At 67.1% G+C, this 16,270-nt stretch carries 7 protein-coding genes; 6 read left to right on the plus strand and 1 reads right to left on the minus strand.

Going from position 1 to position 16,270, the window contains the following annotated elements; all coding sequences use genetic code 11:
* Positions 1-56: 56 nt before the first annotated feature.
* Positions 57-4,073, minus strand: a complete 4,017-nt coding sequence (gene hrpA, locus BTJ49_RS01760; protein ID WP_113064001.1) for an ATP-dependent RNA helicase HrpA — start codon at positions 4,071-4,073, stop codon at positions 57-59.
* 203 nt (positions 4,074-4,276) lie between these two features.
* On the opposite strand from hrpA, the gene BTJ49_RS01765 reads away from it, so the two are divergent.
* From BTJ49_RS01765 to BTJ49_RS01790, 6 genes are all read left to right on the plus strand, one after another.
* Positions 4,277-4,744 carry a Dps family protein gene (locus BTJ49_RS01765; RefSeq protein ID WP_113063632.1) on the plus strand — a complete coding sequence of 156 codons (468 nt, stop codon included), beginning with the start codon at positions 4,277-4,279 and terminating at the stop codon, positions 4,742-4,744.
* Positions 4,745-4,977: 233 nt separating this feature from the next.
* Positions 4,978-5,388 (plus strand): hypothetical protein, encoded by a 411-nt coding sequence (locus BTJ49_RS01770; protein WP_113063633.1) that lies wholly within the window; start codon positions 4,978-4,980, stop codon positions 5,386-5,388.
* Positions 5,389-5,640: 252 nt separating this feature from the next.
* Positions 5,641-8,172 (plus strand): glycosyltransferase, encoded by a 2,532-nt coding sequence (locus tag BTJ49_RS01775; protein WP_240601716.1) that lies wholly within the window; start codon positions 5,641-5,643, stop codon positions 8,170-8,172.
* An 80-nt stretch (positions 8,173-8,252) separates the two neighbouring features.
* A complete protein-coding gene (locus BTJ49_RS01780; protein ID WP_113063635.1) occupies positions 8,253-10,025 on the plus strand; it encodes an autotransporter assembly complex family protein in 1,773 nt (590 codons plus the stop codon).
* Positions 10,022-13,774 carry a translocation/assembly module TamB domain-containing protein gene (locus tag BTJ49_RS01785; RefSeq protein ID WP_113063636.1) on the plus strand — a complete coding sequence of 1,251 codons (3,753 nt, stop codon included), beginning with the start codon at positions 10,022-10,024 and terminating at the stop codon, positions 13,772-13,774. The genes BTJ49_RS01780 and BTJ49_RS01785 overlap by 4 nt, the downstream gene beginning before the upstream one ends.
* A 101-nt stretch (positions 13,775-13,875) precedes the next feature.
* The gene (locus BTJ49_RS01790; protein WP_113063637.1) at positions 13,876-15,999 is read left to right on the plus strand and encodes a M13 family metallopeptidase; all 2,124 of its coding nucleotides are present in this window, start codon (positions 13,876-13,878) and stop codon (positions 15,997-15,999) included.
* Positions 16,000-16,270: the final 271 nt, after the last annotated feature.

The raw sequence follows: 16,270 nt of genomic DNA on the forward strand, positions 1-16,270 counted from the left end.
AAAGCCTAGTACGAAGCGTGAAGCGGACGAAATGACGACGCGTGGTATCGCCATGCTCAGGCGTCGCCGCCGCGCTCGACCTTGTGCAGCGCGCGCGCCATGCGCTTGGGCGAGACCGTGACCGCCGTGCCCAGTTCCTGGGCGAACAGCGACACGCGGAATTCCTCGATCATCCAGCGCAGCGTATCCAGATCCTCGCCCGCCGCGCCGGCTGCCCGCTGCTGCAGCCAGGCGCGCCAGTACGGCAGCACCTGCAGCAGGCGCTGCTGATCCTTCTTCGGGTCCTGCTGCAGACGCTCGGCGCGCAGGCGCATGGCCTGCAGGTAACGCGGAAACTGGCGCAGGCGATCCAGCGGCAGTTCGCGCAAGAACCCCGGTTGCAGCAGGGCATCGAGCTGCTCGCCCAGATCGTCGTAGCTGGCCGCGGCGAACCCCATCAGCGGCGGTTCCAGCCAGGGCTTGAGCTCGGCCTGCGCCTCGATGATCGGCTCGGCGCACTTCAGACGTTCGACCGCCGCCGCGAACACACCGCGTGCCAGCGTGTCCTGCAGAGCGTCGAAATCGGCGCGGGTACGCACATCCAGAGTCTGCACCGCCAGCAGATCGGCCAGGCCGCCCTCGACCAGATCCTCGCGCAGGCCGTCGAGGCTTCCCAGCGGTGCGTACTTCAGACCGATCGTGTTACCGATCGGCAACTTGCGCCGCGCCTGCTTCAGCGCCGGCGCCAGCGACAGCCGCAGCAGGCGCTCCACGCCGCTCAGGTGCTCGGCGAGCGCTTCGTCCGCGCGCTCGAAGACACGCAGCGCCACCGAGGTGCCCTGATCGACCAGGGCCGGCCAGGCGTCCAGCCCGCCCTCGGAGCGCACGCGCTCGGGCAGGTCGTCGAAATCCCAGCTGACCACATCCTCGCGGGTCAGGTCGGCATCGGCCTGACGCGAGAACGCAGCGCGCGCATCGCCGCTCCATTCCGCGCGCAGGGCATCGAGACTGCGCGAAGTCGCCAGCGTGCGGCCGTGCTCATCGTGCAGCCGGAAGCGCATGGCGAAATGCGCGGGCAGCTCGGCGCCGGCGAAGGCGTCGGCCGCGATCTCCACGCCGGTCGTGCGTTCGAGGAACCGTGCCAGGGCAGCATGCAGCGGCTCGTCGCCGACCGTCTCGGCCTCGCAGAAAGCCCGGGCGAAGTCCGGCGCCGGCACGAAGTTGCGGCGCAGGCCCTTCGGCAGACTGCGGATCAGCGCCGCGACCTTGTCAGCCAGCAGGCCCGGCACCAGCCACTGACAGCGCGTGGCCGGCAGCGCATTGAGCATCGCCAGCGGTAGATGCAGTGTCACCCCGTCGGCCTCGTCGCCGGGCACGAAACGGTATTCGAGCTGATAGCGCTGGCCGTCGATCTCCAGCCGCGCCGGGAAGGCGTGCGCATCCAGGTCCGGCGATACGTCGAGCACGTCGTCGAGCGACCAGCGCAACGCGGCCTGCTTCGCTGGCGGCGCCTTGCGGTACCACTTCTCCAGCGTGCTGCGCGAAACGATATCGGCAGGCAGCTTGTCCTCGAAGAAGACGGCGAGGTCCTGCGGCGACTTCAGCAGCCCCTCGCGGCGCTGCTTGGCTTCCACTTCGTGGGCCTTTTCCAGCACGCGCTGATTGGCGCGGACGAAATCGGCGCGCGTGTCGATGTCGCCGGTCGCCAGCGCCTGCTCCAGGAAGATCGCGCGCGCCAGCGCCGGATCCTGCTTCTCGAACGTCACCATGCGCCGCTCGGCCAGACTCAGACCGAACAGCGTGACCTGTTCGTACGCCACCACCTTGCCGCGCTTGCGCGACCAATGCGGGTCGCTATGCGAGCGGCGAATCAGATGCGCGGCCTGCTCCTCGATCCAGCGCGGATCGACGCGCGCGCAGAGCATGCCCCACACGCGTCCGCCGACGTCGAGAATCTGCGCCGCGAACAGCCAGTTCGGCGGCGACTTCGCCAGCGACGAGCCCGGAAAGACCTTGAAGCTGCGCTGGCGTGTGCCGCGAAACACGCCCTTCTCGTCCTTGTGCGCGACCTGGGTCGGCAAGCCAGCCAGCAGGCAGCGGTGAATGGCCTCGTAGGCTTCGGCGGGCAGCGTATCCGCGTCGTCCTGCCGCTGCGGCGCGCGCGCAGAATTCGCAGCCTGTGTCGACCCGGTCTTTTCAGCGCGCGCAGGCGCTTTGCCCCGACGACGGCGTGAGGACGCTTCCGGCTTCCCGGCATCACGCGCCAGATCGCCCATCGCCAGCTTCAGCTGCCGATGCAATTCGCGCCACTCGCGCATGCGCAGGTAACTGAGAAAATGCTTCTGGCACCAGTCGCGCAATTTCGACTGGGTCAGGTCCTCGTGCGCCATCGTGTAGGCGCGCCACAGATTCAGCACGCCGACGAAATCGGACTTCGGATCGGCAAAGACCTTGTGCGCGGCATCGGCCTGGCCGCGCGCGTCGGCGGGGCGTTCGCGCGGGTCCTGCACACTCAGGAAGGCGACCACGGTCAGCAGCGCATCCAGCGTATCGCGCTGCTTCGCTTCGACCAGCATGCGCGCCAGCTGCACGTCGATGGGCAGACGCGCCAGCTCGCGACCGATGGGCGTCAGCGTGCGCGCATCGTCGATGGCCGACAGCTCGGCCAGCCGCCGGTAGCCGTCCGCGATGGCGCTCGGCTCGGGCGCTTCGAGAAACGGAAAGTCCTCGACCTCACCCAGCTTCAGACTAAGCATGCGCAGGATCACGTTGGCCAGCGACGAACGCAGCAGCTCCGGATCGGTGAAGGGCGGACGACCTTCGAAATCGGTTTCGTCATACAGCCGCACGCACACGCCCGGCCCCACGCGTCCGCAGCGGCCCTTGCGCTGATCGGCGGCGGCGCGCGAGATCGGCTCGACGTGCAGGCGTTCGAGCTGGCTGCGCTGGCTGTAGCGCTTCACGCGCGCGGTGCCGGTGTCGATGACATAGCGGATGCGCGGCACGGTCAGTGAGGTCTCGGCGACGTTGGTCGCCAGCACCACGCGCCGCGCCGGTCCCGGATGGAACACGCGATCCTGATCCTTCGCCGACAGGCGTGCGTACAACGGCAGCACCTCGGTATGGCGGTACTGACGGCGCGAAAGCAGCAGATGCGCGTCGCGGATCTCGCGCTCGCCGGGCAGGAACACCAGCACGTCGCCGCGCGGGTCCTCGGCGCTGAGTTCGTCGAGCACGCGCGCGATGTGCTCGGCGCTGCCCTGCTGGATGCCGCCCGACGAACCCGACAGCGCTTCCAGCGGCCGCCAGCGCACCTCGACCGGATAGGTGCGGCCCTCGACCTCGATCACCGGCGCGTCGTCGAAATGCTCGGCGAAGCGCTTGGTGTCGATGGTCGCCGAGGTGACGATGATCTTCAGGTCCGGCCGCCGCCTTGCCAGCCGCTTCAGGTAACCGAGCAGGAAGTCGATGTTGAGGCTGCGCTCGTGCGCTTCGTCGATGATGAGCGTGTCGTAGGCGCTCAGCCATGGATCGCGCTGAGTCTCGGCCAGCAGGATGCCGTCGGTCATGAACTTGATCAGGCTGTCGTCGCTGACCTGTTCGGTGAAGCGCACCTGGAAGCCGACCTGCTGACCGATCTGCGTGCCCAGCTCCTCGGCCACGCGCCGCGCCACGGAACGTGCCGCCAACCGCCGTGGCTGCGTGCAGCCGATCAACCCCGCCGCACCGCGCCCGGCAGCCAGGCACAGCTTCGGCAACTGCGTGGTCTTGCCCGAACCGGTCTCGCCGGCGATCACCACCACCTGATGATCGCGGATCGCCGCCATGATGTCGTCGGCGCGCTCGCTGATCGGCAGCGCGGCGTCGAGTCCCACCTTCGGCACCGTCGCCGCGCGCGCCTCGCGACGCGCCACCGAGGCCTCGATGCGCTCGTGCAGGCGCGCCCGTTTCGCGGCGTCCTCGCCACCCTCGCGCTTCAGGCGCCGCCACTGGCCGAGCAGCCTTCCGTAGTCGCGCGAGCAGACCTGCCCCAGGCGCTGGCGCAGCGCAGGCAGGTCACGGATGTCGTCACGGTCGGGGAGCGGAGTGTTCATGGAATCGAACATGATAGCCCGGCCCTATGGCCGCAATCAGCACTATCCATTTCCTTCCCGGCGCATTCGCCCCCATTTATGTAGACAACAGGGGACGCGCTCATGAATCGCTGTCCGTCGACGTCCGACGTCGGCCACATCGGATTCAGGGCGTCACCCTTAGGATCGAGCATCCATCCAACCCTCAGCAAAGGAGACTACGCATGGCCATCGATATCGGCATTGCACAACAGGATCGCGAGGCGATCGCCGGCAGCCTTTCGCGTCTGCTGGCGGACACCTATTCGCTATACCTGAAGACCCACAGCTTCCACTGGAACGTCACCGGCCCGCAGTTCAACAGCCTGCATCTGATGTTCGAACAGCAATACAACGCGCTGTGGATGGCCGCCGACGAGGTCGCCGAGCGCATCCGCACACTGGACATCGTCGCACCCGGTTCCTACACGCAGTTCGCCAAACTGACGTCCATCAAGGAAGAGACCGGCGTGCCGGCATGGCAGGACATGGTCGAGCAACTGGTCGAGGGACACGAAGTTGCCGCTGCCACCGCGCGCAAGACGGTGAAGGTGGCCGAGGAGGCCGGCGATGAAGGCACCGCGGACCTGGTGATCGGCCGCCTCAAGGACCACGAGAAGACCGCATGGATGCTGCGCTCGCTGCTGCAGTAACCGCTGCTCGCTACGTCCCCCGCACCGAAGGCGCGCCGCATGGGCGCGCCTTCTTTTGCATCGGATCGGAACACTCGTTGCGAGAGCCGTTCGTTGCGGACGTCTGCAGCCCGTCAACGAGCCTGCCAGAGGTCGCCGAGAGGCGTTTCCGCCAATGCGAAACGTTCCTATCGCCAAACTCCTCTGATTGAGGCAATATAGTCTCGAGGCCCAAAAATCAACAGGTTGGGGATATGAGCGCGACGATCGAACTTTTCGAACTCTTCAAGGAGCGCCTGACGGTGCGTTCCGATCACGCAGCTGGACAGATCCTGGGCGTGAAACCGCAGACCATCAGCAACTGGCGCACCCGTGGCAGCCAGGCCGAACCCAAGCTGATCGAGACGATGTGCCGCAAGCTGGAGCAGGATCCGATGCCCTGGCTGCTGCGCGCGCAGGCCGATCAGGCGCACGATCCGGCCAACGGCCTGGTCTGGAAGCGCATGGCGACGCGTCTGGGCATTTCCCTGACCGCCGTCGCGCTGGCCGTCAGCAAGCTGTTCTCCGACGCCAACATGCAGATGGCCGTCGCCATGGGCGGCATGGATGAATATGCCTGGGGCGCGATGAGCTCCATGAGTCAGGCGCTCACCATCCTGTCCTGAGCCGCCATACCCGGCGCACCCTAGTTCGAACGCCGCGGATCTCCGGTCCGCGGCGTTCGCGTGTCCGTCGCCTGAGCGCAACCTGACCGCGATCCCGCATCGCGTTGAGCCGGCGCAATGCCTTGGGTAAGCTCGTTTCCCTCGCCCCGCACCGACGGGCCCGGCCATGCCCGTGACGCGCCAGCAGGACTCCCCTTGACTCCCGAAGCCCGAACCTACGACAGCCGACATCCCGTGTTCGCTGCCGTGGTCATGGCACTGGTGCTGGCCGTGCTCAACATCGGACTGTGGTGGTGGGCCAACCTGCCCAACGGACCGACGGACCTGCAGGGGCCGATCAGCGGCTTCGCCTACAGTCCGTTCCAGCGCTATCAGAGTCCGTTCGACAACGACAAGCCGAGCGACAAGGACATCGCCGGCGATCTGAAGCTGCTGTCGCGCTACACGCAGCACATCCGCACCTACGACGCGCTGCAGAACCCGGAAATCTACCGACTGGCGAAAAAGCAGGGTCTGGACGTCATGGCCGGTGCCTGGATTGATCGCCGCCTGGTGCACAACGACGACGAGATCCGCGCCGTCGTCAGCCTGGCGCGCCGCTACCCGAAGACCATCACCCGCGTGCTGATCGGCAACGAGGTGCTGCTGCGAGCCGACATCAAACCGGACCGGCTGATGGCGTACCTGGACCGCGCGCGCGCGGCGATCCGGCAGCCGGTGTCGGTGGCCGAACCGTGGCACATCTGGGAGAAATACCCCGAACTGGTGCAGCACGTCGATTTCATCGCCGTGCATCTGTTGCCGTACTGGGAAGGCGTGCCGCGCCGCGACGCCATCGGCGATGTGCTGCAGCGCTACGAAGAGCTGCGCCGGATGTACCCGAACAAGCCGATCGTGGTCGGCGAGATCGGCTGGCCGTCCAACGGCGACCGCTTCCATTACGCCAACCCGTCGGTCTCCAACGAAGCGATCTTCCTGCGCCAGTGGTTCCAGGTCGCGCGCGAACGGCACATCCAGTACTACGTGATGGAAGCCTTCGACCAGCCATGGAAGGAACAGCTCGGCGAGGGCCGCACCGGCGCCTACTGGGGCATGTTCGGTGCGGACCGCAAACCCAAGTTCGCCTTCACGGGCCCGGTGACCGAGGACACCGGCTGGCCGTTCAAGGCGCTGGCCGCCAGTTTGCTGGCGCTGATCCCGATGGTCTGGTTCGGCCGCCGCTACAGCCGTTTCAAGCTGGCTGGGCGCTTCTTCTTCATGCTGCTGCTGCAGCTGGCCGCCGGCGTGATCGTGTGGGCGGCCACCCTGCCCTTCAACTTCTACCTCAGTCCGTTCGACTGGGCGATGCTGGTGCTGCTGTTCCCGGCACAGATCGCCATCATCGCGATCCTGCTGATCAACGGCTTCGAGTTCACCGAAGTACTGTGGCGCCGGGGCTGGCTGCGGCACGGCGAACTGCTCGAACCGGACCCGCCGGCGAAGCAGCCGTTCGTGTCGATCCACCTGGCCTGCTACAACGAGCCACCGGAGATGGTGCAGGTCACGCTGGACTCGCTGGCCGCGCTCGGCTACCAGAACTACGAAGTGCTGGTGATCGACAACAACACCAAGGACCCGGACGTCTGGAAGCCGGTCGAGGCCTACTGCGAGAAACTCGGCCCGCGCTTCCGCTTCTTCCATCTGGAGCCGTGGCCGGGCTTCAAGGCCGGCGCGCTGAATTTCGGCTTGAAGGAAACCGACGACCGCGCCGAGGTCGTCGCCGTGGTCGACGCCGACTACGTGGTGCGCCCGGACTGGCTGTCGCGCCTGACCGGCCATTTCCACGATGCCGACGTCGCCGTGGTGCAGTGCCCGCAGGCGCACCGCGACTTCGAGAACAACACCTTCCGCCGCTGGACCGCGTGGGAATACGACGGTTTCTTCCGCATCGGCATGCACCATCGCAATGAGCGCAACGCCATCATCCAGCACGGCACCATGACCATGGTCCGCCGCAGCGCGCTGGAAGGCACAGGCGGCTGGTCGGAATGGACCATCTGCGAAGACGCCGAACTGGGCCTGCGCCTGATGCACGCCGGCTACCAGCTGGTCTACGTCGACGAACTGATGGGCAAGGGCCTGACGCCGGCCGATTTCAAGGCCTACAAGAGCCAGCGCTACCGCTGGGCCTTCGGCGCGATGCAGATCCTCAAGGGTCGCTGGGACTGGCTCGTGCGCAAGGGCCCGCTCAGCGCCGGCCAGCGCTTCCACTTCCTCACCGGCTGGTTCAGCTGGTTCGCCGACGCGCTGCACTTCATATTCACGATGATGGCGCTATTCTGGACCGCCGGCATGATCGGCCTGCCGCAATACTTCAGCCTGCCGATGCAGCTGTTCCTGATCCCGGTGATCGGCTTCTTCATCGCCAAGGCGGTGTTCGGCATCGTGCTGTACCGTGCCCGCGTACCCTGCGGCTGGCGCGACACGCTGACCGCCTCGGTCGCCAGCATGGGTCTGTCGCATGCCATCGCGCGCGGCATCATGCACGGACTAACCCGCAAGAAGACGGCCTTCGTGGTCACCGCCAAGAGTCGCCGCCTGGGCGAATCGAGCTTCGCCGCGTTCGCACCGGTGCGCGAGGAAGGTCTGATGGCCATCGCGCTGGCGCTGGCCATCGGCGGCATGGCGTTCGCCTTCGGCAGCACCTACCTCGAAGGCACGTTGTGGATGATCATTCTAGGCGCGCAGGCGATACCCTATGTATCCGCGCTGGCCGGCGCCTGGGTCGCCCATCGCAGCGCCTGACGCCCGCCGCGCCGCGGCAGGCCGATGCTATCGTCGCCCTGTCGTCCGAAACTTGCCACGGAACCGGTTGTCACCCTCTCATGCGTCCGCTCTCGCGCATCGTCCTCGCCTTGTTGCTCCCTCTGCTGGTGCTCGCGCCGCTGTGCGCGAAGGCGGGCGTCACCGTGCGCGTGCAGGGACTGAACGACGACCTGAAGCAGGCCGTGACCGCCGCCGTGCGCCTGAGCCAGTACGCCAAGCGTGACGCCAGCGCCGCGCAAGTGCGACGGCTGTATGCGAAGGCGCCCGACGAAGCACGTCAGGCGCTCCGCCCCTACGGCTATTACGACGCACGTGTCGACGCGGACCTGAAGCAGAACGGCGCCGACTGGACTGTCACGCTGAAGGTGACACCCGGCGATCCGGTGATCGTGCGCGACGTCGACATCCAGCTCGACGACGCCGCGCGCAAGCTGCCCGACGTGCGCAGCGCCATCCGCCAGTTCAAGCCGCGCAAGGGTCAGCGCATGGACGACGGCCTGTACACGGCCTCGCGCGACGCCATCGCGGGGGCGCTGACCGCCGTCGGCTACCTCGATGCGCGCATGACCGTGCACAAGGTCGAGGTGACCCGCGCCACGCACAGCGCGGTCGTGCACCTGGCCTGGCAGGTCGGCCGACGCTATCGCTTCGGCAAGGTAACTTTCGAGGGCAGCCAGTTCCGGGACGGTTTCCTGAATCGCTACGTGCCGTTCAAGCGCGGCGACTATTTCTCGCAGCCCGATCTGCTACAGCTGCAGCAGGCGCTGACCGGCGCGGACTACTTCGCGGTGGTCAACGTGCTGCCGGACATCGAACATGCGCACGACGGCGTGGTCGATATCAATGTGCAACTGAAACCGGCCAAACGCAGCGTCTACACCGGCGGTCCGTTCATCGGCACCGACACCGGCGCCGGCGTCCGTCTCGGGCTGGAACGGCGCTGGGTCAACAACCGCGGCCACAAGTGGAAGAACGAACTGGTGCTGGCGCAACGATTGAAGACGCTCAGCACGCTCTACCAGGTGCCGCTGCCCGGCACCAATCAGCGCAGTCTCAACTTCGGCGCCAACTACCGGCAGGCCGACACCGACACATCCAAGTCGCGCACGCTGGAACTGGTCGCCAGCGAGAGCAGGCTGTGGCACGGCTGGCTGCGCACGGTCGGCATCCATGCGCTGTCGGGCACATTCACCGTCGGCAAGCGCGGCGGCGATCCGGACAACACGCTGGGCATCGAGCGCGGCCAGAGCACGCTGGTGTACCCGGAAATCTCGCTGGTGAAGAAACAGGGCGCGGATCCGAACTACGTGCGTCACGGCTGGCGTCTGAGCCTGACCGCGCGCAGCACGCTGGGCACCGTTCTTTCCGACACGCGCTTCGCGCAGGTCATCGCCGACGCCAAGTGGATCGATGCCTTCAGCCGCCGCGACCGACTGATCGTGCGCGGTACCGCCGGCAGCACCGTGGTCGGCGACTTCAGCCAGTTGCCGCCGCAGTTGCGCTTCTTCGCCGGCGGCGACCAGTCGGTTCGCGGCTACGGCTACCAGTCGATCGGACCGCGCAACCGCTACGACCGCATCATCGGCGGACGCAATCTACTGGTCGGCAGCGTCACCGCCGAGCACTATTTCACAACCACCTGGGGCATGGCCGCCTTCGTCGACGCGGGCAACGCCTTCAACGGCAGCGACTACCGGCCGCGCATCGGCGCCGGCCTGGGCGTACGCTGGCGCTCGCCGGTGGGCATGATCCGCGTCGACTTCGGCGTGCCTCTGCATGACCGCAATGCCCACGGCGTCGAACTCCACCTCGTCATCGGGCCGGACCTGTGAAGGGGCTGAAGCGCATCGCGATCGCATTCGGCGTCCTGCTGCTGATAGCTGGGCTGGCGCTGGGCTGGCTACTGGGCACCGCGTCGGGCCTGCACTTCGCGCTGGCGCGCGTCGAGCACGCAACCGGCAACGCCCTGCAGATTCAGCAGTCGCAGGGACGTCTGGCCGGACCGCTGACCCTGTCCGGCGTGCGCTACCGCGACGCGCAGAGCGGACTGGACGTGCGGATCGCGAAGGTCGAACTCGACCTGCACCCGCTGGCCCTGCTGCGCGGACGCGCCCACCTCGTGCGACTGGCCGTACAGCAGGTCGACGTGGCCTTGCCGACGCATCCCACACCCGCCACTGCAAGCGACACCGGACCGATCTCACTGCGCGCGCCGTTCGACGTGATGCTCGACCGGGTGCAGGTCGGCCACGTCCGCATCCATCGCGGCGACGAGGAGGTGTTCGTCTCCGACCGTCTGGACCTGGCCGGCGCCTGGACGCACGACGGCGTGCAACTGCGGCGCCTGCAACTACGCGCACCGGATGGCCAGGTCGATCTCGACGGAACGATGACCTTCGGCCGCGGCTACCCCGGCAAGGGTTCGCTGCGCTTCGACTGGAACGCCAACGGCACACGCTGGGCCGGCACCCTGCATGCCGACAACAACGGCCGCGCGGCCAGCGCGAAGATCGAACTGACGCAACCGTCCGTGGCGCACATGCAGCTCCGCCTCACCCCGCGCGCGCCCTACGCCTGGAAAGCGCACATCGTGATTCCGCGCGGAGAAGCCGCCCCCTGGATCGGCAAGGGTTCGATCCAGCAATTGGCCGCCACGCTCGACGCCCATGGCGACAGGAAGACCCTGAACGCCAACGGCTGGCTGGAGCTCGACACCACCCGCGTGCAACTGGCCGCGCTGCAGGTGCACGCAGCCCAGGACGGCCAGCCATGGCAACTGGAGCACCTGCAGATCACTTCGCCCCAGCACAAGGGCGTGCTGCAGGGCCATGGAAGCATCCGCCTGGACCCGGCACCGCTCCAGGCCGCGCTGGACCTGCAGTGGAAGGACGTCACGCTTCCCGCCGAACTGACCGGTCAAGCGCTGGCCAGCCAGGGTTCGCTGCACGTCGAGGGCAATACCGAGCATTATCGCGCCACGCTCGACGCCCAGGCCGGACCACCGGGCCGCCCCTCGCACTTGCAAGCGCAACTGCAGGGCGCGTCGGATCGGCTCACGATCGAGAACCTCACCGTCCGGCAGGCCAAGGGAAAACTCGATGCACATGGCGAGTTGCAATGGAGTCCGCAGTTGCAATGGCAGGTCGACGCCAAGGCCGATCATTTCAATCCGGGCGAATTGCTGGCCGGATGGGACGGCGCACTCGACGCTGTGCTGTCCAGCCAGGGCCGCATTGCCGACCAGGACACGCGCGGCACCCTGAAGCTGGACAAGCTCGATGGCACGCTGCGTCAGCGTCCTGTGTCGGGCCACGGCACGCTCAACCTGTCGGCAAACCGGGTCGTGAGCGGTGCGCTGCAGCTGCGCTCGGGTTCGGGCGAACTGCAGATGAAGGGCAAGGACGGCCCACGCAACGATCTCGACGTGCAGCTGCGCATCGCATCGCTGGGCGACTGGCTGCCGCAGGCGCGCGGCGCGCTGCGCGGACATCTGCGCATCCGCGGACGGTGGCCGAAACTGGGCGTCCGCGGTCAGCTCGACGGCGCCAAGCTGGCCTGGCACGACCAGCAGGTCGCGCAGGCGCACCTGAACGTCGATATCGACGACCTCAGTCACCCCGGCGGCACACTGGCGCTCAAGGCCAGCCGGGTCGACGCCGCCGGCTTCGCCTTCGCTTCGCTGACAGTGGACGGTCGCGGCAATCGTCAGCGCCATACCCTTCGCCTTGATGCCAAGGGCGACCCGCTGTCCCTTTCCGTGGCGCTGTCCGGCGGCATGCAGGGCGACGCCTGGAAAGGCACGCTGCAGCAGCTCGACCTGGGGCTGACCGGCACGCCGGACTGGCGCCTGCGCGCTCCGGCGACGCTGGCCTGGAACCAGGGCGAAGGCACACTCGGCCAGGCCTGCCTGAGCCCGGGCCAACCGCAGTTGTGCCTGTCCGCCGAGCGCCAGCGCGACGGCCGCCTGCATGCGCAGTACCGCATGCGCGAACTGCCGCTCGAACTGATCCTGGCTGTCGCCGGCAACGACCTGCCGATGCGCGCGGACGGCGTGCTCAACGGCGACGGCGATATCCGCCGTGACGCCAAGGGCCAGTTCGACGGCCAGGCGCGTCTGCAATCGGCGCAGGGGCGGATCTTCTACGTCGACCACCCGAACCAGCCGCTGATCCGCTTCCACGACCTCGACGCCCGTCTCGCCATGACGCCACAGGAGCAGCGCCTGCGCATCGGCGCGTCGCTGCAGCAGAACGGACGTCTCGACGGCGACCTGCGCGCCAGCGGACCGAACCATGCGCTCAGCGGCCGGCTGCGCATGCACCTGGACAATCTGCGGTTCGTGGAACTGTTCACCACCGAAGTCGCCAACCTCCAGGGCGACCTCAAGGCCGATCTGAACCTCGCCGGCACGCTCGACGCGCCGGCCGCCAGCGGCGAGGCCGTGGCCGACGGACTCTCCGGCGAAATCCCCGGACTGGGCCTCAAACTCAGTCAGGGCCGCCTGCGCCTTCGCGGCGACAACACACAGGAACTGCGCGTCGACGGCCAGATGCATTCGGGCGACGGTGATCTGCAGGTCGCCGGTCGTATCGGCCTCGGCAACGGCACCGGCACGAACATCCGGCTCACCGGCAAGAAGGTGCAGGTCGCCGACATCCCGTCGGCTGAGGTCAGCGTCTCGCCGGACCTGACCGTCACCCACAGCGCCGAGGGTCTGCACATCGGCGGCACGCTGGGGGTGGACAAGGCCGACGTGAAACTGGAGAAACTGCCCGGTGCGGGTGCCACCCAGGCCTCGCCCGACGTGGTCGTGGTCGACGCCGAAAAGCCGGCGCAATCCCAGGGCGCCGCCCTGTCGGTCAGCACCGACGTGCGCGTCGACCTGGGCGAGCGCACGCACGTGGTCGGCTACGGCCTGAACGGCAACCTGCGCGGCAACCTGCACGTGATCGGTCGCAGCGGCAGGGGTACGCTGGGCCAGGGCCAGATCCGCGTCGACGGTACCTTCCGCGCCTACGGCCAGGATCTGCACATCGAGCAGGGCCGCCTGCTGTTCGCCTCCACGCCGCTGGACGATCCCGGCCTCGACCTCCGCGCCGTGCGCAAGCTCAACCCGAACGCCACCGTCGACGACGGCCAGGTAGTCGGCCTGCAGGTGCGCGGCACCGCCAAGCGGCCCGAACTGACGGTGTTCTCGAACCCGGTCATGGAGCAATCCGATGCGCTGTCCTACCTGATCACCGGCAAGCCGCTGTCGCAGGTCAAGGGCGGCGAAGGCAGCATGGTGAACTCGGCCGCGCAGGCACTCGGCTCGGCCACCGGCGACCTGCTGGCCAAGGGCATCGGATCCAAGCTCGGCATCAGCGACATCGGCGTGTCCAGCAACGACGCCCTGGGCACCGCCGCGTTCACTGTCGGCAAGTACCTGTCCCCGCGCCTGTACCTCAGCTACGGCGTCGGCCTGTTCCAGCCCGGCCAGGTCGTGACCCTGCGCTACATCCTCAGCCGCCGCTGGAATTTCGAGGCGCAGCAGGCGACCGAGTTCAGCCGCGCCAGCTTCAACTACCGTTACGAACGCTGAATCGGCATCCATGACCTATGACCTATAGGGCCGCCCGAACCGTTCCACCGGGCCCTCGGTCGTACTAAGGTGGTCTACTTTCCATGCCGAGGTGAAGCACCATGCAACGCACATCCTGGATTCTCGCCGCCGCGGTCGCGATGACGCTGAGCGCCTGCTCGCCGTCGTCCAACGACCAGAAGGGCCAGCAGCCCAGCGCCAGCGCTCCGGCGCCGGCCAAGACCGCCAGCGTCGCCGCAAAACCCGTCTCGGGCGTCGACATGGCCGGCATCGACCATTCGGTGAAGCCCGGCGACAACTTCTTCGACTACGCCAACGGCGCGTGGCTGAAGACGGCGAAGATTCCGGATGACCGCTCCAGCATCGGCAACTTCCTGACCATCTACGAGCGCACCCAGAAGCACATCGACGACATCATCGAGGGCACCGCCAAGAGCAACCCGGCGGCCGGCACCGAGAACCGCAAGATCGCCGACTACTACGCGGCCTACATGGACACCGCGGCCATCGAGAAGATGGGCCTGAAGCCGATCCAGCCCGAACTCGACGCCATCGCCAAGATCAAGTCGCGCAAGGACCTCGCCGAAGTGCTGGGCAGCCGCCTGCGCCAGGACGAAGATCCGGTCAACAACACCGACTTCCACACCGATCATCTGTTCGGCCTGTTCGTGGCCCAGGGCCTGACCGACCCGTCGCACAACATCGCCTACCTGCTGCAGGGCGGCCTGACCATGCCCAGCCGCGACTACTACCTGTCCAACGACAAGGCGATGGCCGGCTTCCGCGACAAGTACAAGGCCTACATCGCCGCCCTGCTGAAGCAGGCCGGCACGCCGAACGCCGAGGCCGAAGCCAAGCGCGTGTTCGACCTGGAAATGAAGATCGCCAAGGCGCAGGAAAGCCTGGTCGACAGCCAGGACGTGCATAAGGCCAACAACCTGTGGTCAATGAGCGACTTCGCCAAGAAAGCGCCGGGGTTGGACTGGAACGCCTACTTCAAGGCCGCCGGCCTGAGCGGTCAGAAAGTCATCGACGTGTGGCAGCCGAAGGCCTTCGCCGGCCTGTCCAAGCTGGTCGCCGATGCGCCGCTGGCCGACTGGCGCGCGCTGCTGCGCTTCCACACGCTGGATGAGCACGCCAGCCTGCTGCCGCAGGCCTACGCCGATCTCGCCTTCGACTTCCACGGCAAGACCCTGACCGGCGTGCCCAAGCAGCAGCCGCGCGCCAAGCGCGCCATCGCCGCGACCAGCTACGCGCTGGGCGACGCGGTCGGCAAGCTGTACGTGAAGAAGTACTTCCCGCCGGAAGCCAAGAAGCAGGTCGAGGATCTGGTGAACAACCTGGTCGCCGCCTTCGGCTCGCGCTTGCAGCATCTGGAGTGGATGACCCCGGCCACGCGCGCCAAGGCCAAGGAGAAGCTGGATACCCTGAAGGTCTTCGTCGGCTATCCGGACGCCGGCCACTGGCGCAACTACGGCAGCCTGAAGGTCACCGCCGACAACCCGCTGGCCAATGCCATGGCGGTGTCGAAGTTCAACTACGACTTCGCCCTGTCCAAGCTGGGCAAGCCGGTCGACCGCGCCGACTGGTGGATGACGCCGCAGACCGTCAACGCGCTGAACATCCCGCTGGAGAACGCGCTGAACTTCCCGGCCGCGATCCTGCAGCCGCCGTTCTTCGATCCGAAGGCCGACCCGGCACACAACTACGGCGCCATCGGCGCGATCATCGGTCACGAGATCAGCCACAGCTTCGACAACATGGGTTCGCAGTTCGACGCCGAGGGCCGCCTGCACAACTGGTGGACGCCGGCTGACGCCAAGCACTTCAAGGAAGCTACGCAGAAGCTGGTCGACCAGTTCAACCAGTACGTCGCGCTACCGGGCCTGCACGTCAACGGCGAGCAGACGCTGGGCGAGAACATCGCCGACGTCTCCGGCCTGACCGCCGCCTACATCGCCTATCACAAGTCGCTGAACGGCAAGCCGGCGCCGGTGATCGACGGCCTGACCGGCGACCAGCGCTTCTTCCTGTCCTTCGGCCAGGCTTGGCGCAGCAAGATGCGCGAAGCCGCCCTGCGTCAGCGCGTGAACACCGACGTGCACGCGCCGCCGCAGTTCCGCGCCGAGACGGTGCGCAACCTGGATGGCTGGTACAAGGCGTTCAATGTGCAGCCGGACCAGAAGCTGTACTTGAAGCCGGATCAGCGCGTGCAGATCTGGTAAGACCGCACCACCGCAAAAACGAAAAGGCCGCGCAGCGATGCGCGGCCTTTTTCGTTTCGGAACCCGCCAGATCATGTTTGCGAACCGGCTTGAGCACAGCGCGAGATGCGCCAGACCGTGCTCCTTTCGACAGTCGAATTCCGTGATGCCGGCAACGTACGCAACATCGAAACCAGACATGAGGGGAAAGCCATGATGACCGCACTTCCTGCAATCGCGGACGTGCATGACACAGGACATCCTGCCTCAAGGCAACGCGGTCATGTCGCGA

This window comes from Oleiagrimonas sp. MCCC 1A03011, from assembly GCF_003267965.1.
Classification (GTDB): domain Bacteria; phylum Pseudomonadota; class Gammaproteobacteria; order Xanthomonadales; family Rhodanobacteraceae; genus Oleiagrimonas; species Oleiagrimonas citrea.